Genomic DNA, 23,196 nt, shown 5'->3' with positions numbered 1-23,196 from the left:
ATGTCGAGTACTGTAATGCACTCCAACCACGCCGTGGCGCATGACGACCACGAGCACCACGACACTGGCGGCAACACCGTATTCGGCTTCTGGCTGTACCTGATGACCGACTGCATTTTGTTCGCCTGCGTGTTCGCCACCTACGCCGTGCTGGTCAACCACACGGCCGGCGGCCCCAGCGGCAAGGACATCTTCGAGCTGCCCTATGTGCTGGGTGAAACCGCGCTGCTGCTGGTCAGTAGCTGCACCTACGGCTTTGCCATGATCGCGGCGCACCGCGGCTTCAAGGGCCAGACACTGGCCTGGCTGGCCGCGACCTTTGTGCTGGGCGCAGGCTTTATCGGGATGGAACTCAACGAGTTCCATCACCTGATCGCTGAAGGCTTTGGCCCGGACAAGAGCGCCTTCCTGTCGTCCTTCTTCACCCTGGTCGGCATGCACGGTCTACACGTGACGGCTGGCCTGGTGTGGATGGTCATCATGATGCTGCAGGTCAGCAAACGCGGTCTGACCGATCGTAACAACACACGCCTGATGTGCCTGAGCCTGTTCTGGCACTTCCTGGACATCGTCTGGATCTGCGTGTTCACCATTGTCTATCTGATGGGGACTATCTGATGAGTCATGCGCATTCCGACGCCGGCGCCGGCCACGGCAGCTACGGCTCTTACGCTATCGGTTTCATCCTGTCAGTGATCCTCACTGCCATCCCGTTCGGGATGGTGATGAGCGGGCAGTTCAGCCAGAGCGTCAACCTGATCAGCATGCTGACCATGGGTGTGATTCAGGTCGTGGTGCATCTGGTGTGCTTCCTGCACATGAACACCTCGTCTGAGGGCCGCTGGAATCTGGTGGCCTTCCTGTTCACCGTACTGATCATCGTCATGCTGGTTGGTCTGGCCATCTGGATCATGGTCAACGCCGACATGCTGATGATGCCCTGGATGTTCCAGTGAAACTCAAACGCTACCTGCTGGTCACCAAGCCCGGCATCATCTTCGGCAACTTGATTGCGGTGGCGGGGGGATATTTCCTCGCCGCCCAGGGGCAGATCGATCTCGGTCTGCTGCTGGCTACCGTGACCGGGTTGTCGCTGGTGGTTGCCAGCGGCTGCGTGATGAACAACTGCATCGACCGCGACATTGATCGTCATATGGAGCGCACGCGGGGCAGGGTGCTGGTCACCGGGCAGATTTCGCTACTGGCGGCATTGGCGCACGGTGTGGTACTTGGCCTGGCAGGCTTTGGCCTGCTGTGGTGGTACACCACGCCGGTGGCCACGGCGCTGGCGGCCTTCGGCTTCTTTATCTACGTGGGCGTGTACAGCCTCTGGATGAAGCGCCGTTCGGTCTACGGCACGCTGGTCGGCAGCCTGTCAGGCGCCATGCCTCCGGTGGTGGGCTACTGCGCCGTGACCGGACAGTTCGATACCGGCGCCGCGCTGTTGCTGCTGATCTTCTGTCTGTGGCAGATGCCGCACTCGTACGCGATTGCGATCTTCCGCTTTGATGATTACAGCGCAGCCGGTATTCCGGTGCTGCCGGTGAAAGAGGGCATTCGGGTGACCAAACAGCACATCGTCTGGTACATCCTGGCCTTTGCGGCCGCGGCGCTGATGCTGACGTTGTCGGGCTTTGCCGGTTACGGCTATCTGGTCATCGCGCTGCTGGTCAGTATCTGGTGGCTCTTGATTGCGCTGTCCGGCTACCGCGAGGAAGTAGACGACCGCGTTTGGGCACGCAAACTGTTTGGCTTCTCGATCATCGCCATTACAGCGCTGAGCCTGATGATGTCGATCGACTTTCAAACGGTATCCACGCCACTGCTGTTTACCGGTCTTTAATGCCCTAGCCCCGGCCCGGGGCTAAGGCTATTCGAGTCAGGCCGTGCCAAAGGCCAGCAGGTCAACGTTGACCTGCTCGGCCGCCTCGTTCTGCAGCCAGTGACCGATTCCTGGGTATAACGCGATCTGTAGCTGGGGCACACGAGCCCCCATCATCTTGCGTAAGGTCGCCTCCCCGGCGCCCTGGATGACGCTGTCATCGCTGCCGGCTAAAAACAGCACTGGGCATTGGATGACGGTATCGCGCAGTGGCAAAAGTTGCCGCCAGTTCTCATCCAGATTCCGGTAGTAATTGATCCCCCCGGCAAATCCGCTGTGCCGATAGGCATCCAGGTAATAGGCCAGCATCTCGTTGCTCAACCAGCCTGGCTGTACCTTGGGCACACCCAGGCGCCCGATCCAACCGCCACCCTCAGATAGCGCCTTGCCCAGCACGGGCGGATGACGCGGCGTGTCCGGTGAGCAGTAGAGTGCGCGCAAGATCCCCTCGGGGTCTGCATCAAACTCTGCCTCCGCCACACCCGGCTCCTGAAAATAGACCTGATAGAAGAAGTTGTCGGCAAAGTAGCCACGCAGAAACTCGATGGGCGGAACATCAGCAACCGGGCGCAGTGGCACACTCATGATCACCAGACGCTCAACCAGCTCCGGGTGCAGCTGTACAAACTGCCAGCAGTTGATCGCGCCCCAGTCATGGCCGATCAACAGTACCGGTTTGCCCTTGTTGGTATGCCCCACCAACGCCTGCATAAAAGCGGCGATACGTTTGGCGTTGTAGTCCCCAATCTGGGGTAGGGCATCTGTTTCGCCAAACCCCGGCATATCTGGGGCTACAGCGCGAAACCCGGCGTTGGCCAACGCCACCATCTGCGGGCGCCATGAGTACCAGCACTCGGGCCAGCCATGAATAAGCAGCGCCACCGGCCCCTCGCCAACACTGGCAATACGCGTGTTTACGCCGTCAATCAGGCGATGCTCCAGCTGAATGTCGTCAACGCTGTACATGGGTAATCCTTGTTGTTGTGCGATCAATGACGCATTAACGTCAACCTGCAGGGCAAGCGTCAACCGTGATTGGTACAGTGAATGATACGCACAGCAACGCCATCAATCCGGGTCGATCCATGCTTGGCAAATGCCCGTTAGTAGTCAGTGCCACCCTGTGCGCTATGCCGCTAGGGCTCAGCCAGCAGGCTCTGCAGGCGCTCGAGGCAGCACAATGATCTAATCTGGTAACCGCCCGGCTTAGTTGGCCGGGCGCGCCCGCCAGCACGCCACCACTTGTGGGCGATACCGGTCATACAGCCAGTTGAACATCAGGGTGTAGGGCAGAAACAACAGCACCAGCCCGATATCCAGCAGCAACGCCTGCAACAGATCAACCTGCATCCACCAGGCGATCATCGGCACCAGCGCGGCAATCAGGCCGAGCTCAAACAGGCAGGCGTGTGCCAGCCGCAGACGCAGCGTGCGGCGCCAGCCGCGTCTGCGTTCCAGCGACTCAAATCCGGCACTGAATGCCATATTCCAAAGCACCGCGACAAAGGACATCATCAGTGTCAACGCCCCGCTGTGCGCCAGCGACTTGCCGCTGACCAGCGCCACCAAGGGAGAGAACAGCAGCACCGCCAGCCCCTCGAACAACAACGCATGCAGCACACGCTCAAACAAGGATTTGCGAGGCACCACCACAGCCGTACTCATGAAAATTACTCCGATCCAATCGACAGGCGTATTTTCTACGGTCTATCCTGCAGATAGAAATTAACAACCATCGGCTAAACCGATATGAGAATCTCACCCGAATCCCTGGAAGCCTTTGCCCAGGCCGCCAGTCTCGGCAGTTTCAGCGCCGCCGCTCGGCGCCTGGGTAAAAGCCAGTCCACCATAAGCGAAGCCATCGCGCGGCTGGAAATTGATCTCGGCGTTACGCTGTTTGACCGCAGCGCCAAATCACCGGTATTGAGCGAAGCAGGGCAGGGGTTGCTACACCACGCCAATGCCGTACTGGGCGCCACAGAGCAACTGCAGCAAGCGGCGTATGCGCTATCGGCTGGCCTGGAACCACGGGTTACCCTGGTGCTGTCCGACGCCTATCAATCAGCCCATTACAGTGCGCGTCTGAATGAGCTGGCAACGCGCTTTCCGGAGCTGGAATTCGAGTGCATCTTCGCCGAGCATGACGACATCATCGACCTGATCAGCAGCGGACGAGGCACCTTGGGGTTGCTGCCTGTTGCCGGCGCGCACCCACCGGAAATCGGCCGCGCCACCGTAGCGGAGCGCGCCGAGTTTGCGGTTTTTGTCGGCAATAGTCATCCACTGGCTGGGCGGGAGAGGGTAGAGCTGGACCAGCTCGTACAGCACCGCGCCCTGCGCCTCAATACACTGAAGGGCAAACGCCAGCCGACAGACGACTTGCCAGACGCCACCGAACGCAGCTGGATCGCGCCCAACTACCTGATTTTGCTGGATCTGGCCGTGCTCGGCTTTGGCTGGGCCAGCCTGCCGCGCTGGCTGGTGGACAATTATGGCGCGGGCCGGTTGAGCGAACTTCAGGTGCCCGGCTGGCCACGCCAGCAAGCCCTGGAGGTCATCTGGTCCAGACATCAGCCCCTTGGGCCGGCAGCCAGTTGGCTCCGCCAGGCGCTGCTGGGGCATGACTGAGCACGCCTGCCAATAACAAGGCTGCGGGCTGCTATGCTGCAATTGAGTCAAACGTTCGACCGCAAGCAGGACTGCCATGAAGCCACATTACCAGCCACTGCCGACCATCCTCCTTGCATCCACCTTGCTGTGTAGCCTGAGCAGCTACAGTAATGCGCAACAGACCACCTGAAGATCACCTCGCTGGAGTGGGAGCCGAACTCCAGTTCCAGCATGAACAACAGCGGCAACGCCATTCAGTACCTGCGCAGCATGCTGGCCCAGTGCGATATATTGGGCCGGGAATCGACCATTTCAAAGCGGCACGCAACGCTAGGTGCGGGTCAGGGCCTTTGGCAGGTTCGCCGAGACGGAGCGGAGAAACCCTGGCTCTGGTTGACCAGGACATAACGGCGCAGCTGCAACCATCCAGCAGAACAGCCAATGCCGACAAAGGCGGACGGTTGAAACCGACAAGGCGCAAAGCAGAGTCAGGCGTGGCGTGACGAGTTGTGTGCGAAGAAACAGACAGGGGGCGGCGCTTGGCAGACCTGCATAATCGCAATACACCTTATTTAACATAATATATATTATGCGAACCCATACCGATACCGCTCGATGCAGACCATCTTACGTACCACAACGATGGCCAGGTTCTGGTCGTTGCTGCTCAAGTCGGTGACAAAGAATTTGTCGATCTTGAGCTTGTCGACCTGGAAACGCTGCAGATATGCCAGGTTTGAGTAGCCAGTGCCAAAGTCATCTATCGCCAACTGCACTCCGAGCCCCTTGAGGTTTTGCAGGCGCTGCATAAACCGCTCTGAGTCTTCCAGATGAAACTGCACCACGGACAGATTCATCGATACGCGCAGCCCCGGCCAGGCCGCAGCCTGTTGGCATGCCTGTATCAGCACCCACTCGCCGATGCTGGTAATTAACCCTGATTGCTCTGCCACTTCGATAAAGACGTCAGGTCCCAGCAGTCCTCGTGTGGGATGATCCCAGCGCAGCAACGCCTCGGCACCAACCAAACAACCTTGAGAAGAATCTACTGCACAGGGCGCGACAGGCAACTATCATAGGGACTAGACTCTGCCAGCCAGCCAAAGACGCCGCTATACCGATGCCATCGCCCTCTTCCCCCTACTCGCTCACCCCAGGACGCGCCATTATCAGCCGCAAGAACACCATTGCCTGGTGTGTTGCCGCGATCGTGCTGCTTGCCACCGTGCTGGTCTGGCAGTATCAGAATAAACGCGAGCACGACGCTGCCGACCGCGAGTTCACCCTGCTGACCAACGACATTGCCCTAGCGATCCGCAAGCGCATGATCCACCACGAGCAGATACTGCTGGGCGCCGCCGGCCTGATGGATGCCAGCGGACGAGTATCGCGCGACGAGTGGCGCATCATGGTGGAGCGCCTGCGGCTGGCCGAGAACTACCCCGGCATTCTCGGTGTGGGTTATGCGCAGGTGGTGCCGCCGCTGACGCTGGACGCCTTTGAGAACGCCGTACGCGCTGAAGGCTTTGCCGATTTTGCGGTGCATCCACCAGGCCCTAGGCCCTTCTATACCGCCATTCTCTACCTGGAGCCTTTCAAAGGTCGGAATCTCGCCGCCTTTGGCTACGACATGTTTTCCGAACCGGTGCGCCGTGAAGCCATGCAGGCTGCGGCCGAGAGCGGCGAGACACGGGTTACCGGGCCGGTGCGGTTGCTGCAAGAAACCCATGGCGAGGTGCAGGCTGGGATTCTCATGTACACGCCCATCTATCATCGCGGTGCCTCGGTGGATACCCCGGAGCAACGTCAACGCGCGCTACGCGGATTCGTCTACAGCCCCTATCGCATGGGCGACCTGCTCGATGGCATCCTCGGCTCACGCACCCCGGGCGTGCGCTATCGCATCACCGATACCGCTGCCGGACTGGAGTTTCCCCAGCTCTACAGTGACCTGACCCCAGACAGCGGGAAGGCCCTGTACCAGCGCAGTCTGGACTTGCATTTTTATGGCCGCGACTGGCGACTGGACTTTGCCAGCACCCCCAGCTTTGAACGTGGCTCTGTCGCCAGTCCCTGGATATTGCTATTGGGCCTGGCCGCAGCCCTGCTGCTGTTCGCCCTCGCCTCTTTGCTGGTACTACGCCGCGAGCAGGCCGAGCGTATTGCCCATCAAATGACGCGCAAGCTGCGCGCCAGTAACGAAGCGCTTAGGCAAAGCGAAGAGCGCAAACGGCTCGCGTTGCAGGGCAGTAGCGACGGCTGGTGGGACGTCGACATGCAGAGCTGGCAATTCATGGCCTCAGACCGGGCCTGGGAATTGATCGGCTACCCTCCCCAAGAGGAGGCGCACTCGCTTCACCGCTGGCAATCGGTGCTCGCGCCGCAGGCTCGCCATGAACTGCTGAGCACCTTGCGCGAGGTCATGCAATCCGAGCAAGACACCTTCTCGGTAGAGACCCGCCTGACCCACCAGGGCGGACAAAGCATCCCGGTGCTGCTGCGCGGCATTATTCAGCGTGACGAAAAGGGCAAAGCCCTGCGCGTCAGCGGCACCATGCTTGACCTGACCGAGGCAAAGCGCGTGGAGCAGCTCAAGAGCCAGTTTGTCTCCACGGTCAGTCACGAGCTGCGCACTCCCCTCACCTCCATTTCCGGCGCCCTCGCTATCGTCAATAGCGGCACCCTCGGAGAGGTGCCAGAAGCGATGGCGCGCATGCTAGAAATTGCCGAGAGCAATAGCCAGCGCCTGAATTTGCTGATCAACGACCTGCTCGACATGGAGAAACTGGCCGCAGGCAAGATGAAATTCGACATGCGCCCCTATGCCCTGACCGAGCTGATAGACGAAGCACTGAACGCCAACCAGGCGTTTGCCACCAGCCGCGACATCACGCTGAAACGCGAGGGGGACTGTCATTGCTGGGTACGGGTGGACAGCATGCGCCTGCATCAGATACTCAACAACTATCTCTCCAATGCCATCAAGTTCTCGCCAGCGGGTAGCGTAGTTACCGTGACCATGCAGCGGCTGGGCGAGCAGGTGCAGATCAATGTCATCGACCAGGGTGAGGGCATCCCGCTGGCCTTCCAGTCGCAGATATTCAATAAGTTCGCCCAAGCGGATGGCTCGGATCGTCGCCAGCAGGCCGGCACAGGCCTGGGTCTGGCGATTACTCGCGAGCTAGCTCAGCAAATGAACGGTGACGTTGGGTTCAGTTCACTGCCAGAGCATGGCGCTACCTTCTGGGTACGCCTGCCGATTGAAGCGGAAGATAGCGAAGCCGCCACGCGTGACGCCTCAGACACCCCTGGCGCGGTCCTGGTGCTGGATGACGACCCGATGATCGCCGACTTTATCGCCCTGATCGCACGCAAGTCGGGCTATGAGCCGACAACCGCCAACAGCGTTCTGGAAGCGCGCGGCTATCTCAAGGAGCATACCTACGCCGCACTGTTAACCGACCTGCGACTACAGGACGGCCACGGCCTGACCCTGATACGCGACCTGCGTGCAGACCAAACAACGGCTGCGCTGCCTATTCTGGTGGTGTCGGCTTACTGTGAGGAGGGTCAGCGGCTGCTACACAACGGAGCCGCGGAGGACTCGGCTATCGCCTGGCTAGACAAGCCGGTAGATGAGAAAAAACTGGTCGGTATTCTGGAGGAGCTACTGCAGCGGGCAAGAACAGCGGCCACGCGCTAAGGCATGGCCGCTCGGCAGGCTCAAAGAGCAGCCAGCGCCGCCTCGTAGTTCGGCTCTTGGCCAATCTCGCTGACCAGCTCGCTGTGCAGAACCTTATCATCCTCATCCAGCACAACCACCGCGCGGGCGGTCAGACCGGCCAGCGGGCCATTCTCGATATCCACACCGTAATCACGTACAAACTCGCGGCCACGCATGGTGGACAGGTTAACCACGTTCTCCAGGCCCTCGGCACCGCAGAAACGTGTCTGGGCAAAAGGCAGATCCGCCGAGATGCAAAGAACAACGGTGTTGTTCAGTGCACTCGCCTTGCTGTTGAAGGTACGTACCGAGGTGGCGCAGGTTGGCGTATCAACGCTGGGGAAGATGTTCAGAATCTTGCGCTTGCCGGCCAGGCTCGCGAGGCTGACGTCGGACAGATCCTTGGCAACCAGAGTGAAGGCCGGAGCGCTGTCGCCCTTGGCAGGAAACTGGCCGCCAACAGAAATAGGATTACCGCGCAAAGTGACGCTAGACATGATGACTCCTTGAACGTGCCTTGGCACGAGATGGGTGTTGGTGCTGGTGCCTGCAGCCCCGAAATGGGCTGGGCTAAAAGTCGATACGATAGAAGAAATCCAGCGAGCTGGCAAAGCCGCTTACCGCCTCCAGGTATAGCCGGCGTGTAAGCTCATAGCGCAGCGCCAGTTGGTTGGCCGGCTCAAACACACCCACACCGTAGCGCACGCTCAGCTTGTCGGTAATGCTGCCGCTGGCGACCACCTGGGTTTCGTTACCACTGCCCTCGGCCTCGACGGCAAAGTCCTCAAGCCCCAGCGCATTACCGATGCCACGGGTGATGGGCGCGCCACCAGCCAGCCCAAGCCCGAGCGCCGCTTGAGCCAGCAGGTTGTTATCACCTTCCTCGCCCAGTGGCCGCCCGAGCACCAGGTAGGACATGGCCTCTTGCTGTGACATGCCGGGCTCCGAGAACACCTCTGACGTCGGGCTGGCGGCATTGCCGGTGATCCGCAGCCCGGCGATGACGTCATCCACCCGGCGAATGGCCTCGACATTGAGGTACGGCTGACTGATCGGCCCGGAGAACAGCAGCAGCGCGCGACGCAGCTCCAGCTCCTGCCCCAGCCGGCGGAACTTGCCATCCAGGATCTGCAAATCGCCATTGGCGGTGAGGTTCTCCTGTACCTCCAACTGGCCTTTCAAACGCCCGCGTAAACCAAAGGCGCTCAGGCGCAACTGATCGCCGATGTTCAGCTTGACCCGGGCAGTGATCCCCAGCGCCGCGTCTTGTTCTGCTGCTTCCTGGCCGACAATCACCACGTCCGGCGACACGGTTACCGCGCTTGCCGGCAGTTCTCGCACGCGGATATCCCCTTCGGGAATCGCCAGCTCACCACCCACATGCAGGTTGTTGTCACGCAGGGTAATTGCCAGATCAGGTGCAACCTGCAGCTGGGCGTAGGGCTCTACGTTCACCGGCAAGGCGCTGCCGCGCAGCTGCAGATCCACATCCAGCGGCGCCCAGCCAACCAGCCCCGACAGCGTACCCTGCCCCTGCTCGCCACTGGTCCAGCGACTATCCACCTGAGCATTAGTGCCGTCGATACGAATGTCGGCCTGCAGTTGCTCCAGACTGATGGGCAAGTTACGGCCGGCCACCAGCCCGTCACGCAGGCTCAGAACACCACTGACGACCGGCTGGCTCAATACACCAGACAAGCTGCCAGAGCCGTTCAGCGTCAGCTGCAATTCATCCACATCCGGCAGCATGGGACGCAGAAAATCCAGCTTAAGATCGCTCAGCTGATAATCACCCGAGAGTGTCTGCGCCCCAGCAGGGTCGGCGATATCGGCGTTTACCGCCAACTGACCAATGATCTCGCTGCTCAGGCGAACTTCAGCCTGCGCTGTACGGTCCTGCAGACGGGTATCAACAGAGAGCTGCTGGTAGGGAAAATCGAGCAGCTCCTGATCATCACGCACCTGGATGACACCGTTTTCACTGCTCACCGTTACCTGACCCACTGGCGCGCGACCTGGCGTCTGAGTCAGTTCCACCTGGCCGTTGAGCAGCCCCTGCCAACGCAAGTCATCCGGCAACCAGGGTTGCAACTCGACCAGATCAAAGTCATTCAAACTGAGGTCTACCTTGCGCTCGGGCATCAGGGTTTGCTGGCCGTTGAAACACAGGCTGGCAGAGGCTTGCTGCCAGCAATGACCGGACAACTGCAGCAGCCCATCGCCCAGGCGATAGTCGATATCAGCGCTCTGCTGAAGCACCAGCTGGAACTGCTCGTAGCCAAGCTCGCCGCGCGTCAGGGTACCGCGCCAGGCCGTATCGTCCAGAGCGCCTCCCAACGCCAGGTCGGCGTCAGCTACCCCGTTTTGCAGCGACAACAGCAACTCGTGTGCGGCGCGGCGGCCCCGCAGGGTCAGCTGCAGGTCACCCAGCTGCGTCTCGTCGCTGCGTATACCCTGACCAGTAACCGCCAGGTTCAGCGGCAACTGCTCGTTCAGCGTGGTGTTGGCGTCTAGGTTAAGGCTTTCCACCTGCAGGCCATCCAGGCCGACGCCTGCGCCGCGCAGCACGCTGGCCAGCTGCGGCGCAGCACTATCACCACCAAGCTGCAGATAACCGTCAAGGCTGCCCTTGAGGCCCGGCCAAAGGGTAGCGAGGTTATCCAGCTGCAGATCAAAGCGACCGTCAACCCGCTCGCCCCAGCGCGCCCGGCCATCAATGCTGTTGGCGCCCTGACGCACCCGCAACTGCTGCAGTAACCAGTCGTTTTGCGGTTTCTCCAACCGCCCGGACAACGCCAGTGGCTGCTGGCGCAGGCTGCCGCTGATATCCCAGTCGGCTTCCAGGCGCAGTTGCTCGCCCTGGACCTGGCCTCGGCTGTTCACCTGGCCATTGAGATCGCCCGGCAGCGCCGCAACAAAGACGGCAGGGTCAATGCCCTGCAGCTGGAAACGCCCGTCCCAGAGCACTGCCGGCTCCAGCGTCAGGTCCACCTCGCCATTGGCCTGACCGGCGGCGGTCAGTATCTCCAGCGGCGTGACACGAAGCTGCCGCTGGGTACCGGCCACGCCAGCCTTGAGGTTCACCTGCTGGTCCGCGACACCGGCCAGGCGTGCCTGCAGGTCCGCATTAATCTCCTCGCCACGCAAATGCGCGGCCATGGCCAACTGCTGCAGCACTACCTCGCCGGTATCAACGGGGTACAACCATTGCCATGGAAACGCATCCAGTGCCAGCTCTGCATTGGCCTCCAGTGTCTGCTGCCAGCTGGCATCGGCCTGCAGCGCAAGACGGCGCGCGGGCGCCTCGGCAACGTGCATCTGCACGGCCAGTAGCGGCACACCCGTGGTGGTCACCTCACCGTCAACTTCAAGCAGCACAGTGCCACCCTCACCGGGCAGGCTGGCGGTGGACTGCAACAAGTAGCCCTCCTCCAGGTTACCCAGCAACTGCAGCTGCCAGTTATTGAGCGTCAGGGAGGCGGGCAAACTGCCGAGGGCCAGAAACGGCTCGCCCTGCCAGCGCAGATCAACCGGAATACCCGGCTCAAACAGATTGGCGCTGGCTTTGAGCTTACCCGGCAGATAGCCTCGGCTGCTGGCGCGCAGCTCCAGCTCACGCAAGGTGCCGCTGGCCCGCGCCTGCAAGGCCCAATCACGACCATCTACCGGTGGCAGGTTCAGGTCGGCCGTCAGCTCCAGCGGCCAGTCATCGCGCGTCTGCACACTGCCGTAAAGCTGCCAATCCAGTTGCGGTCCGACGCCGGAAAAACGCTCGATGACCAGTTGATCACCACTGCCGCGCGCAACCAGATCAACATCGCTGAGCAGGACGGTTTCGCCGTCAAGCGACAGCTCACCCAAACGCACCTCACCAAGCTCCAGACCCAAGGGCAGTTGAACTGCCGGCAGGCTCAGCGGTTCGCTGCTTTGCGCCTCTTCGCCCGGCTGGCTGACCACCACGATGCGCTCCACCGTCAGCCGATCGATGCACAGTGTCTTGCCGAACAGGCACGACGGGCTCCAGCGCAGCGAGGCCGTATCAACCTGCAGGTCCAGCGCGGTATCGCGCCAGGCAATACGGGAGAAGTCCAAGCCGTGCCAGAAATCGCCGCCTTCAAAGCCCAGCTCCAGGCGTGGCTCCAGCGCTTCGGCCTTGGCAAACAGCCAACGGTTGACGCTCTCGCTGGCCAGCAAAAAGCCCAGCAAGACCGGAATCATCGCCAGCATGAATACGCCACGGACTAGCGCCCGAACCAGAAAGCGGGTCACAGCTCAGGCCCCATGGAAAAGTGAATCTTGAACCCCTCATCAGGGTCGGACAGCGACCTGGCCAGATCTACCCGTATCGGCCCGATTGGCGAAACCCAGCGCACGCCGATACCCACGCTGGTCTTCAAGGGGTCGGTCAGTGAATCAATGGCGTTGCCGTAGTCGACAAAGGTTGCTGCCCGCCACTTGTCGATAAATTCGTACTGGTATTCCGCCGTACTCGCAATCAGGTAGCGCCCGCCCACCGTGTCGCCGGTGCTATCGACCGGCGACAGGGTCTGGTAGTCATAACCACGGATGCTCTGGTCCCCACCGGCAAAGAAGCGTAGCGAAGGCGGTATGCTGGAAAAATCGTTGGTGGCGACCGCGCCCAGCGCCAGGCGGCCAAACAGGCGGTGATTGTCAAAGGCGGTGTAGAGCCCCTTGACCTGCCCCATCACCCGAGCAAAGTCGACGGTCGACAAAACACCTTCCTTGGCGCCTTGCACGTCCAGCAGCATGCTGTAGCCGCGGCTCGGATCTACGCCGCCGGTGGCCTGGGTGCGTTGCAGCACCAGGCTGGGAATAAGCAGCGTGGCGTTGCCGGAGTCATCGCCCAGCGAGAAAATCTCATGCTGCAGGCGCAGGCCAATAGTGCGCTGCCAGCCGCTCTCCAGACGGGTGTTTAGCTCGGCACCGAGCGCCAGGCTGCGGGTCTCGACGTCGTCGATATCCTCATGCTGCCAGCCGACAAAATAGCGCAGGTTGTTGTCCAGCGGCGGATCCAGCGGCACCTGATAGAACGCGGTCACGTTCTGACGTGGTATCGACAGCTCCATGCTGGCACCGCGGGTATGGCCCTGCGGGTTCACCCAGTGCTGGTCCCAGGTGAGCTTGCCGCGCACCCCGACATCCGTGGAATAACCGCCACCCAACCCCAGCGAGTGCGGGTCGCGTTCGGTGATCTCAACTTGCACCGGTACTTCCTGGCCGCTTGCCCGCTCGGCTGGCGCAGTCACCAGCACGCCGTTGAAATAGCCACTGGACAGCAGGTCCTGATTCAGTTGGCCAACCAGGTCAGCGTCATAGGGCACGCCCGGCTCAAACGGCACCATACGCGCCAGAAGCTCGGGGTCAAAAATGGTCTCGGAGAAATTCACCTGCCCGAGACGGTAGCGCGGGCCGGTGTCGTACTGGATATGGATATCGGCGATATTGCGTTCAGGATCAACCCGCAGCTCACGCTTGAGGTACTGCCCCTCAAAGTAGCCGTAACGTAGCGCCTGATTGTTGATCTGCGATTTGACCGTTTCGTAGCGTCCGTGATGCAGCACCGCGCCCGGCTGCAGCATGGCCGCGCTGGGCAGCAAAAAGGCATCGGTACCACGCCCTGCGCCCAGAATCTCGATATTCACCTCGCCCAAACGGACCGGCTCACCCAGCTCGACTCTTAGCATCAGAACGGAGTCATCGCCGTCACCACTGATACTCAGCTCGTTGCGTGAGTGGTAATAGCCAAGGGCCTGGGCCGCCAGCGTTGCCTGCTGATCAATGTGCCGAAACTGGCGCTCCAGCGCCTGCGGGCTGTCGCCTTCAACAACGCCGACATAGGCTTCAATGTTCTCGCGCACAGATTTCTTTGCCGGCACTACCGTGACCTTCAGACTGGCCTGCGCGCCCGCAGCAACCAGCAGCAGACAGATCAAAACTATTGCGCGCCCCATGAGCTCCTTCCCGGCAAAATCATCAGGCGAATGCTAACACGTTCCCATTGGCATCGCCGTGCTCAAGGGCAGGCTTTTGCGGTACTCTTGCCGCTCTCAGTCGCTAGAACGTCACTTAAGAACGGACCTAACCATGAAGATCGTATCCTTTAATATCAACGGCCTGCGCGCACGCCCTCACCAACTGAAAGAGGTGGTGGACCGGCACTTGCCCGAGGTCATCGGTCTGCAAGAGACCAAGGTCGACGATCCTCAGTTCCCACTGGCCGACCTTGAGGCGCTCGGTTATCACGTTGCCTTTCACGGCCAAAAAGGACACTACGGTGTGGCACTGCTGACACGTCAGCAACCGCTGTGGGTGCGCAAGGGCTTCCCGGGCGACGCCGACGATGCCCAGCGCCGCATGATCAGTGCCGCGGTGCCCTGCGCCGACGGCGAACCACTGATTGTCTTCAATGGCTACTTTCCTCAGGGTGAAAGCCGCGACCACCCCGTCAAATTCCCCGCCAAGGAGAAGTTCTACGCCGACCTGCAAGCGCACCTGGAGGCCGACTTCAGCCCTGAGCAGCGCATTGCCATTATCGGCGACATGAACATCTCCGATACTGACGCCGATATCGGCATCGGGCCGGATAACGCCAAGCGCTGGCTGCGCACCGGCAAATGCAGCTTCCTACCGGAGGAGCGCGCCTGGCTGCAACGCCTGAAAGACTGGGGTCTGATCGACAGCTTCCGCCACCTGCACCCGGACACGGCCGACCGCTTCAGCTGGTTTGACTATCGCAGTCGCGGCTTTGAAGACGACCCCAAGCGCGGTCTGCGTATTGATCTTATCCTGGCGAGCAAGGCACTGGCCGAGCGATGCCTGGAAAGCGGAATCGACTACGATATCCGCAGCATGGAAAAGCCCTCAGACCACGCGCCCATCTGGACCCGCTTCGACCTCTAAAAACAAAAAACGGCGCATCCCAGAAAGGATGCGCCGTTGCGTTACGCGAGAGGTGCAATCAAGCCATCTCGGCTTCCGGCACCTCGATTTCCAGCTCACCGTCACGCAGCGTCACATGGACGGTACCGCCCTGCTCCGCCAACTCCCCAAACAGGATCTGTTCGGCCAGCGGCCGCTTGATCTTGTCCTGGATCAGCCGCGCCATCGGGCGGGCTCCCATCATCGGGTCGTAGCCGTGTTCGGCCAGCCAGTTACGCGCCTCCTCGTCTACATCCAGCAGCACATGCTTGTCTTCCAGCTGGGCCTGCAGTTCGGTGAGGAACTTGTCGACCACGAACTTGATGCTTTCGTGAGTCAGACGGCCAAACTGAATGATAGCGTCCAAGCGGTTGCGGAACTCCGGCGTAAAGGCCTTCTTGATGATCTCCATGCCATCGGTGCTGTGGTCCTGCTGAGTGAAGCCGATGGAAGCACGCGTCATGGTTTCGGCACCCGCATTGGTGGTCATCACGATGATCACGTTGCGGAAATCCGCCTTGCGGCCGTTGTTGTCGGTCAGCGTGCCGTGATCCATGACCTGTAGCAGCAGGTTGAATACTTCCGGATGCGCCTTCTCGATTTCATCCAGCAGCAGCACACAGTGCGGGCTCTTGGTCACGGCCTCGGTCAGCAGACCACCCTGGTCAAAACCAACATACCCGGGAGGTGCGCCAATCAGGCGAGACACCGTATGCCGCTCCATGTACTCGGACATGTCAAAGCGCAGCAGCTCAACACCCAGGCTCTTGGCCAACTGCCGCGTAACCTCGGTCTTACCCACACCGGTGGGGCCGGCGAACAGGAAAGAACCAACGGGCTTGTCAGCCGACTTGAGCCCGGCGCGCGACAGCTTGATCGCCGTTGACAGCGCCTCGATGGCTCCATCCTGGCCAAAGACCACCAGCTTGAGGTCGCGCTCCAGATTCTTCAGCAGCTCCTTGTCGCTGGAGGAAACATGCTTGGGCGGGATGCGCGCGATCTTGGCGACAATCGCTTCCACCTCGGCCACATCAATGAATTCCGGACGATTCTCCGGCAGCTGCAGCCGCTGATAGGCGCCAGCCTCATCAATCACATCAATCGCCTTGTCAGGCATGTGCCGGTCATTGATGTAGCGGCTCGCCAGCTCCGCTGCCACCTTGAGCGCCTCGTCGGTGTAGCGAATGCCATGGTGCTCCTCAAAGCGGCTCTTCAGCCCTTTGAGAATCTGGATGGTATCGCTGACCGACGGCTCAACCACATCAACCTTCTGGAAGCGACGTGCCAGAGCGCGATCCTTCTCGAAAATACCGCGAAATTCCTGAAAGGTCGTGGAGCCGATACAACGGATCTCGCCGGAAGACAGCAGCGGTTTGAGCAGGTTGGAGGCGTCCATCACCCCGCCGGAGGCTGCACCCGCACCAATGATGGTGTGAATTTCGTCGATAAACAGGATGGCCTGCGGGCGCTTTTTCAGCGCCTTGAGCAGCGCCTTGAAGCGCTTCTCGAAGTCGCCGCGGTACTTGGTACCGGCCAGCAGCGCGCCCAGATCAAGCGAATACACCACCGCCTCGGACAGCGTATCCGGCACCTCACCGTCAACAATGCGCTTGGCCAGGCCCTCGGCAATGGCCGTTTTACCCACGCCGGCCTCACCGACCAGCAGCGGGTTGTTCTTGCGCCGACGCATCAGGATCTGCGCCACACGCTCAACTTCAGAGGCGCGCCCAACCAGCGGATCAATACGCCCCTTGCGCGCCTGTTCATTCAGGTTGCTGGCGTAACTTTCGAGCGGGTTGCTGGCGGTAGCGCCTTCGCCGCCCTCTTCCTCGATGCTGTCCTGCTCTTCGCCCATCTGCTCGGCATCACTCTGCACCTTGGAGATGCCATGGGAGATGAAGTTGACGATGTCGATACGGGCAATCTGCTGCTGCTTGAGGAAAAAGACCGCCTGACTTTCCTGCTCGCTGAAAATGGCGACCAGGACATTGGCGCCGCTGACTTCGCCCTTGCCCGAGCTTTGTACGTGGAACACAGCGCGCTGCAGTACGCGCTGAAAGCCCAGCGTCGGCTGGGTTTCACGCTCCTGATCCTGCTTGGGAATCAGCGGCGTGGTGGAATCGATAAATTCGGTCAGTTCGCGGCGCAGGCGCTCCAGGTCAGCGCCGCAGGCGTTGAGCACATCCACCGCCGCCTGGTTGTCCAGCAGAGCCAGCAGCAGATGTTCGACGGTCATGAACTCATGACGCTTGTTGCGCGCTTCCTTGAACGCCAGATTCAGGGTGATCTCGAGATCTCTGTTGAGCATATTGCCACCTCGTATGCGATGCAAATCGCCTTGTTACGCTTCCCGTTCAATCTGACACATCAACGGGTGCTGGCATTCCCTCGCGTATTCATTTACCTCTGCCGCCTTGGTCTCGGCAATGTCACGGGTATAGATACCGCAAACCGCCCTGCCCTCAGTATGCACCCTCAGCATGATCTGTGTGGCACTTTCACGGTTGTGTGAAAAAAATCGCTCAAGCACCTCCACAACAAAGTCCATCGGAGTGTAGTCATCGTTGAGCATGATGACCTTATAGCGTGACGGTGGCTTGAGCTGGGGTTTGCTGGTCTCGACCGCAAGGCCGTGATCATCACCTTGCTCAGGCTCTGCCGGCCCTTGCTGTAAGGTTAGTTGAAAATCCGTCATTGAAAACATCTGCAAATTCACTGGTTGGAAGAGCCGACGATCTGCACCGCTTATCGCAAAACTGCGTACTGGGACACAGGATTTTCGGACCTGGCTTGACTTGCTCTGAATCACTGATAAAAGTGTAAAGGTGCGCGACTGACCAGTCATCAAATACATGCACAATGACCTGACGGTCAGTCCGAAGCGCGACACATTCACATGAAGTGACAGGCTATCAGAGGGATGCAGTATGGAGAACGGTAAGGTCAAATGGTTCAACAACGCCAAGGGTTATGGATTTATCGTAGCCGACGGCCGGGACGAGGACCTCTTTGCGCATTATTCCACCATTCAGATGGACGGATACAAAACGCTCAAGGCCGGGCAACCGGTTCAATTCGACATCATCCAGGGCCCCAAGGGGCTGCACGCCATCAACATTCAATCGCAAGCGGAACACGCTAGCAAGAAAGCGGACGAAATTGAAGGCGTTACTGCCAGCTACGCTCACCAATAGCACCAGCACCGCCACTTCAGGGCGTACGCAGATACAACAAAGCCGGCTCTCGCCGGCTTTGTTGTATGCAGTGCAAAACGGGCCGCGTGGCGGCCCGCCTGAGCTTACATGGCGCCGATAACGTCGTCGCCAAACTCGGAGCACTTGCGCAGGGTGGCACCGTCCATCAGACGCTCAAAGTCATAGGTGACCGTCTTGTTGGCGATAGCACCGTTAACACCCTTGATGATCAGGTCAGCCGCTTCAACCCAGCCCATGTGGCGGAGCATCATTTCAGCAGACAGGATCACAGAACCCGGGTTGACCTTGTCCTGACCGGCGTACTTCGGCGCAGTACCGTGGGTCGCTTCGAACATGGCAACCGAGTCGGACAGGTTGGCGCCCGGAGCGATACCGATACCACCGACTTCAGCAGCCAGGGCGTCTGACAGGTAGTCACCGTTCAGGTTCAGGGTAGCGATGACGTCGTACTCGGCCGGACGCAGCAGGATCTGTTGCAGCATGGCGTCAGCGATGACGTCCTTGACTACAACGTTCTTGCCGGTGTTCGGGTTCTTGAACTGCATCCACGGACCACCGTCCAGCAGCTCGGCACCAAACTCGTCGCGCGCTACTTCGTAACCCCAATCTTTGAAGGCACCTTCGGTGAACTTCATGATATTGCCCTTGTGAACCAGGGTCAGGGAGTCACGGTCGTTGTCGACAGTGTATTGCAGGGCCTGGCGGACCAGGCGCTTGGTGCCAGCTTCGGAAACCGGCTTGATACCGATACCGCACATGTCGGTGAAACGGATCTTCTTGACGCCCATTTCTTCGGTCAGGAACTTGATGACCTTCTCGGCTTCCGGGGTACCGGCTTTCCACTCGACACCAGCGTAGATGTCTTCGGAGTTCTCGCGGAAGATGACCATGTCGACATCACCCGGCTTCTTGACCGGGCTCGGCACGCCTTCAAACCAGCGAACCGGACGCTGACATACGTACAGGTCCAGCTCTTGGCGCAGAGCAACGTTCAGAGAGCGGATGCCACCGCCTACGGGAGTAGTCAGCGGGCCCTTGATGGAAACAACATACTCTTTAACGGCGTCCAGCGTTTCAGCCGGCAGCCAGGTGTCCTGATCGTAAACCTGGGTGGCTTTCTCACCGGCATAGACTTCCATCCAGGAAATCTTGCGCTTACCGGCGTAGGCCTTCTCAACAGCCGCGTCGACGACTTTGATCATGACCGGGGAAATGTCGTAACCGATGCCGTCACCCTCGATAAAGGGAATGATCGGGTTATCAGGAACGTTCAGGGAAAGGTCGGCATTAACGGTAATTTTGTCGCCGCTGGCCGGCACCTGGATCTTTTGGTATCCCATCTTTGACTCCGTTTGTGTTGTCGTTGCACTGACAGCGACGAGGGAGGATAACCCTCGGCGCGCCATTGAATACGGATTTTCAGCGCCGATATTGTTGTAGTTTTCCTACAGATTGTCACGCACTTTTGTCTACAACATCACCGACCTGCTATTGAACCCCCTATTTCATTAGGGAATTAAGGGTGATTCACAAAAAATATGTAGTAACACTACAACCATCACTACACACGCAACCTTTACCAAGCTGTTTTGGCATGACGCGCGTTTGCGCCAAGCGCAGCAAACAGCAGCAACCCACTAGAATCCTAGTCGCTTTCTGCCGCTTTACCAAAGGCGACGGCAGGAGTTCACCCACCAGGCCGTTTGCGCTACCCTATTGCACCTGCCGAGGAACCGCGATGCGCTTTCTACCCCACGTCACCGTCGCCACCATCGTCGAGCATCAGTCACGCTTTCTGATGGTCGAAGAAAAACGTGACGGACGTATTGTGCTAAATCAACCGGCCGGCCATCTCGAAGCCAATGAGACGCTGCTGCAGGCAGCCACACGGGAAACCCTCGAGGAAACCGGCTGGCACGTCGAGCTGCAGACGGTCATCGGCATCTACCTGTTTCAGGCTGCCAACGGTGAGACCTATCAACGCGTCTGCTTTAGCGCCAAGCCTACCAGCCATGACGCCGACAGACCGCTGGACGAAGGTATTATTCGCGCCCGCTGGATGAGCCTGGACGAGATTGTCGACAATAGCGCTCAACTGCGCAGCTACCTGGTTGCCGATTGCATTCGAGACCACCTGAACAAACCGCACTACTCACTGGATCTGATTCGCTGACATGTCTACCCAGACCACCACGCCCAACTCCGAAATTCGCGTCATCGTCGGCATGTCCGGCGGCGTCGACTCCTCTGTCTCTGCAGCCCTGCTGCTGGAACAGGGCTATCAGGTTGAAGGCCTGTTCATGAAGAACTGGGATGAGGACGACGGCACCGAATACTGCACCGCCAAGGAAGACCTGGCCGACGCGCAGGCCGTGAGTGACCGACTGGGCATCAAGCTGCACACAGCCAATTTTGCCGCCGAATACTGGGACAATGTCTTCGAGCACTTTCTCGAAGAATACAAGGCTGGGCGCACGCCCAACCCCGACATCCTCTGTAACCGCGAAATCAAGTTCAAAGCCTTTCTGGACTATGCCCTGAGCCTGGGCGCAGACCTGATCGCCACTGGTCATTATGTTCGCCGTGCCGAGCGCGAGGGGCAAACCGTGCTGCTGCGCGGCATCGACAATAACAAGGATCAGAGCTACTTCCTGCACGCCGTTGGCGCCGAGCAGATCGCGCGCACGCTGTTCCCGGTCGGCGAGCTGGAGAAACCGGAAGTCCGCAAAATTGCTGAACGCTACGAGCTGGCTACCGCACGCAAGAAAGACTCTACCGGCATCTGCTTTATTGGCGAGCGCCGCTTCAGCGACTTTCTCAAGCAGTATCTGCCAGCCCAACCCGGTGATATCGAAACCACCGACGGCACCGTCATCGGCCGCCACGTTGGCCTGATGTATCACACCATCGGCCAGCGCCAGGGCCTGGGTATCGGCGGCCTGCAAGGCGCCAGTGACGACCCGTGGTACGTACTCAGGAAGGATCTGACGCGCAACGTGCTGGTCGTCGGCCAAGGCAACAACCACCCCTGGTTGTTCTCTGACGCCCTTACCTGCTCGTCGATCTACTGGGTCAATGAACTCGACGTAACCGAGCCCGTACAACTGACCGCCAAGGTCCGCTACCGTCAGGCGGACCAGGCTTGCACCCTGGAAAAGACCGCCACTGGTTACCTGGTTCGTTTTGACGAACCGCAGCGCGCGGTAACGCCGGGGCAGTCTCTGGTGCTGTATCAAGGCGACGTGTGCCTGGGCGGCGGCGTGATTGAAACAGCCATTGCCAGCGAGGCTGCCGCGTGAGCCAGCTTACCGATCAGGTCATCGCCCTGGGCGCTACCTTTGAAGCCGGCATACAGGTAGACCAACTGGCGCGCAGCGGCAAGCTCAGCGAAGGGCCGACCAGCTGTCTGGTTGCGAGCATCCTGAACCGCTCACCCGACTGCGTGCTGGACGTTTACGGCGGCAGTCATCACCAGATCCGCCGCGGCCTGCAGGCCCTTGAAGCCATGCTGGAGCGTGATACTGGCGCGTTGCAGCGCGACGCTCTGCGCTACGTTATGAACCTGCTGACCCTGCAACGCCAACTGGCCAAGCGCGACGACATGCTGCAGGTACTAGGCCAACGTATCGCCCAGGCCGAGCATCAAGTCGAGCATTTCGGCCTATTGCACGACAACGTCATGGCCTCACTTGGTAGCACCTATCAAGACACCATCAGCACCCTGCGCCTGCGTATCCAGGTCCATGGCGACATGCGCTACCTGCAGCAGCCGGAAGTTGCCAATCGGGTACGCACGCTACTGCTGGCCGGCATCCGCTCCGCCACGCTGTGGCGACAGCTGGGTGGTCATCGCTGGCAACTACTGCTGCAGCGTCGCAAGCTACTGGACGCCACGCGCGCGGTGCTGCGTGGTTGAGAGCGTCCGCCTCGACCAGCCACGCCGCGGCGCACTGCTGCTAGCCCTTTCCGGACTGCTGTTCGCCATCATGGGCGTGCTCATTCGCGAGGTCTCGACCGGCGTTAATAACGAGACCGTCGTGTTTGCCCGCAATCTGATCGGTGTTTTCTACTTTCTGCCGCTGATGCTGATTCGCGGCTTTGCCCCGTTCCGCACCCAGCGCCTGGGCAGCCACTTTCTTCGTACCTTCTACGGCCTGGGCGCGATGTACTGCTTTTTCTACGCCATTGCCCACCTGCCACTGGCCGATGCCATGGTGTTTACCTACGCCGCGCCCGTGTTCACCCCCGTGCTGGCTTGGTGGTGGCTGAAAGAAAGCCTGACCGGGCGCATGATGCTATCGGTCGCCATCGGCTTTGTTGGCGTTATTCTGGTTGCCAAACCCACCGGCGCCCTGTTTGACCCGAAAGCCCTTGCCGGGGTAGCCGCCAGCCTACTGGCAGCCTGCGCCTTCGTCTCCATTCGCGCCATGAGCGACAGTGAGCCGGCGACCCGCATCGTGTTCTACTTTGCGAGCTTCTCGACGCTGCTATCGGCCATTCCGCTGCTATGGGCCTATCAGCCGCTGACCCTGCAACAACTCGGTCTGCTGACCGCGATCGGCATTGTCGCCACGACCAGCCAATTGGTCATGTCGCGCGCCTACGCACTGGCTCCTCCCGGCGAAATCGGCCCCTTAAGCTATCTGGCGATTGTCTTTTCCGGTGCCTTCGCCTGGATATTGTGGGACGAGTTGCCGGGCTGGTCTTCCTGGCTGGGCGCCGGGCTGATTTTCACCGCCAGTCTGCTCAGCCTGTATCTGCCGGCAAAGCCGGGCAAAACGCCGCGCGCTGGTGTATGATTTGGCCCTTTTCCGCCAGCCCGTGAC

Annotated in this window: 20 protein-coding genes; 11 read left to right on the top strand and 9 right to left on the bottom strand. The window is 60.1% G+C overall.

The window, feature by feature from the left end:
* The 3 genes from BM116_RS07390 to cyoE are packed head-to-tail and all read left to right on the top strand — an operon-like array spanning position 1 to position 1,843.
* Positions 1-618, top strand: coding sequence for a cytochrome o ubiquinol oxidase subunit III (locus BM116_RS07390; RefSeq protein WP_083725145.1), 618 nt, complete (start codon positions 1-3; stop codon positions 616-618).
* Positions 615-956 (top strand): cytochrome o ubiquinol oxidase subunit IV, encoded by a 342-nt coding sequence (gene cyoD, locus BM116_RS07385; RefSeq protein WP_083725295.1) that lies wholly within the window; start codon positions 615-617, stop codon positions 954-956. The genes BM116_RS07390 and cyoD overlap by 4 nt, the downstream gene beginning before the upstream one ends.
* Positions 953-1,843, top strand: coding sequence for a heme o synthase (cyoE, locus tag BM116_RS07380; protein WP_083725147.1), 891 nt, complete (start codon positions 953-955; stop codon positions 1,841-1,843). Before cyoD ends, cyoE begins: the two co-directional genes overlap by 4 nt.
* A 36-nt stretch (positions 1,844-1,879) precedes the next feature.
* Here cyoE and BM116_RS07375 read toward each other — a convergent pair whose 3' ends face one another.
* Entirely contained in the window at positions 1,880-2,848 is a 969-nt protein-coding gene (locus BM116_RS07375) for an alpha/beta fold hydrolase (RefSeq protein WP_083725149.1), read from the bottom strand.
* A 240-nt stretch (positions 2,849-3,088) separates the two neighbouring features.
* A complete protein-coding gene (locus BM116_RS07370) occupies positions 3,089-3,547 on the bottom strand; it encodes a PACE efflux transporter (RefSeq protein WP_083725151.1) in 459 nt (152 codons plus the stop codon).
* 84 nt (positions 3,548-3,631) lie between these two features.
* Here BM116_RS07370 and BM116_RS07365 point away from each other — a divergent pair, with 84 nt between their 5' ends.
* Positions 3,632-4,510: a LysR family transcriptional regulator gene (locus BM116_RS07365; RefSeq protein WP_083725153.1), complete on the top strand. Its 879-nt coding sequence runs from the start codon at positions 3,632-3,634 to the stop codon at positions 4,508-4,510.
* A 569-nt stretch (positions 4,511-5,079) separates the two neighbouring features.
* Here BM116_RS07365 and BM116_RS07360 read toward each other — a convergent pair.
* The gene (locus tag BM116_RS07360; RefSeq protein WP_083725155.1) at positions 5,080-5,562 is read right to left on the bottom strand and encodes an EAL domain-containing protein; all 483 of its coding nucleotides are present in this window, start codon (positions 5,560-5,562) and stop codon (positions 5,080-5,082) included.
* A gap of 50 nt (positions 5,563-5,612) precedes the next feature.
* On the opposite strand from BM116_RS07360, the gene BM116_RS07355 reads away from it, so the two are divergent.
* Complete coding sequence (locus BM116_RS07355) at positions 5,613-8,195, top strand: hybrid sensor histidine kinase/response regulator (protein WP_083725157.1); 2,583 nt, start codon at positions 5,613-5,615, stop codon at positions 8,193-8,195.
* Positions 8,196-8,215: 20 nt separating this feature from the next.
* On the opposite strand, the gene tpx is transcribed toward BM116_RS07355, so the two are convergent.
* The 3 genes from tpx to BM116_RS07340 all read right to left on the bottom strand — a co-directional run bounded on the left by tpx (position 8,216) and on the right by BM116_RS07340 (position 14,188).
* Positions 8,216-8,713 carry a thiol peroxidase gene (gene tpx, locus BM116_RS07350; RefSeq protein WP_083725159.1) on the bottom strand — a complete coding sequence of 166 codons (498 nt, stop codon included), beginning with the start codon at positions 8,711-8,713 and terminating at the stop codon, positions 8,216-8,218.
* Between the two features lie 73 nt (positions 8,714-8,786).
* A complete protein-coding gene (locus tag BM116_RS07345) occupies positions 8,787-12,485 on the bottom strand; it encodes a translocation/assembly module TamB domain-containing protein (protein ID WP_139056950.1) in 3,699 nt (1,232 codons plus the stop codon).
* Entirely contained in the window at positions 12,482-14,188 is a 1,707-nt protein-coding gene (locus BM116_RS07340) for an autotransporter assembly complex protein TamA (protein ID WP_083725163.1), read from the bottom strand. Before BM116_RS07340 ends, BM116_RS07345 begins: the two co-directional genes overlap by 4 nt.
* A 133-nt stretch (positions 14,189-14,321) precedes the next feature.
* Between BM116_RS07340 and xthA the strand changes: the two genes are divergently transcribed.
* Complete coding sequence (gene xthA / locus BM116_RS07335; RefSeq protein WP_083725165.1) at positions 14,322-15,137, top strand: exodeoxyribonuclease III; 816 nt, start codon at positions 14,322-14,324, stop codon at positions 15,135-15,137.
* Between the two features lie 58 nt (positions 15,138-15,195).
* Here the strand turns inward: xthA and clpA are convergent, their stop codons facing one another.
* Positions 15,196-17,463, bottom strand: a complete 2,268-nt coding sequence (gene clpA, locus BM116_RS07330) for an ATP-dependent Clp protease ATP-binding subunit ClpA (protein WP_083725167.1) — start codon at positions 17,461-17,463, stop codon at positions 15,196-15,198.
* Positions 17,464-17,496: 33 nt separating this feature from the next.
* Positions 17,497-17,850 carry an ATP-dependent Clp protease adapter ClpS gene (clpS, locus tag BM116_RS07325; protein ID WP_407920307.1) on the bottom strand — a complete coding sequence of 118 codons (354 nt, stop codon included), beginning with the start codon at positions 17,848-17,850 and terminating at the stop codon, positions 17,497-17,499.
* Between the two features lie 232 nt (positions 17,851-18,082).
* Here clpS and cspD point away from each other — a divergent pair, with 232 nt between their 5' ends.
* Positions 18,083-18,349, top strand: a complete 267-nt coding sequence (gene cspD / locus BM116_RS07320; RefSeq protein ID WP_083725172.1) for a cold shock domain-containing protein CspD — start codon at positions 18,083-18,085, stop codon at positions 18,347-18,349.
* Between the two features lie 104 nt (positions 18,350-18,453).
* Here the strand turns inward: cspD and icd are convergent, their stop codons facing one another.
* Positions 18,454-19,710: an NADP-dependent isocitrate dehydrogenase gene (gene icd / locus BM116_RS07315; protein ID WP_083725174.1), complete on the bottom strand. Its 1,257-nt coding sequence runs from the start codon at positions 19,708-19,710 to the stop codon at positions 18,454-18,456.
* Between the two features lie 398 nt (positions 19,711-20,108).
* On the opposite strand from icd, the gene BM116_RS07310 reads away from it, so the two are divergent.
* The 4 genes from BM116_RS07310 to BM116_RS07295 are packed head-to-tail and all read left to right on the top strand — an operon-like array spanning position 20,109 to position 23,169.
* On the top strand, positions 20,109-20,543 hold the full coding sequence (locus tag BM116_RS07310; RefSeq protein ID WP_083725176.1) for an NUDIX hydrolase: 435 nt from the start codon (positions 20,109-20,111) through the stop codon (positions 20,541-20,543).
* A gap of 1 nt (position 20,544) precedes the next feature.
* Positions 20,545-21,669: a tRNA 2-thiouridine(34) synthase MnmA gene (gene mnmA, locus BM116_RS07305; RefSeq protein WP_083725178.1), complete on the top strand. Its 1,125-nt coding sequence runs from the start codon at positions 20,545-20,547 to the stop codon at positions 21,667-21,669.
* Positions 21,666-22,286, top strand: coding sequence for a high frequency lysogenization protein HflD (gene hflD, locus BM116_RS07300; RefSeq protein WP_083725180.1), 621 nt, complete (start codon positions 21,666-21,668; stop codon positions 22,284-22,286). The genes mnmA and hflD overlap by 4 nt, the downstream gene beginning before the upstream one ends.
* Positions 22,279-23,169 (top strand): DMT family transporter, encoded by an 891-nt coding sequence (locus BM116_RS07295; protein WP_083725183.1) that lies wholly within the window; start codon positions 22,279-22,281, stop codon positions 23,167-23,169. The genes hflD and BM116_RS07295 overlap by 8 nt, the downstream gene beginning before the upstream one ends.
* The last annotated feature ends 27 nt before the right edge of the window (positions 23,170-23,196 follow it).

The sequence above is a fragment of the Halopseudomonas pachastrellae genome (assembly GCF_900114765.1).
GTDB lineage: Bacteria > Pseudomonadota > Gammaproteobacteria > Pseudomonadales > Pseudomonadaceae > Halopseudomonas > Halopseudomonas pachastrellae.
This window is presented reverse-complemented; position numbering and strand designations above follow the sequence as displayed.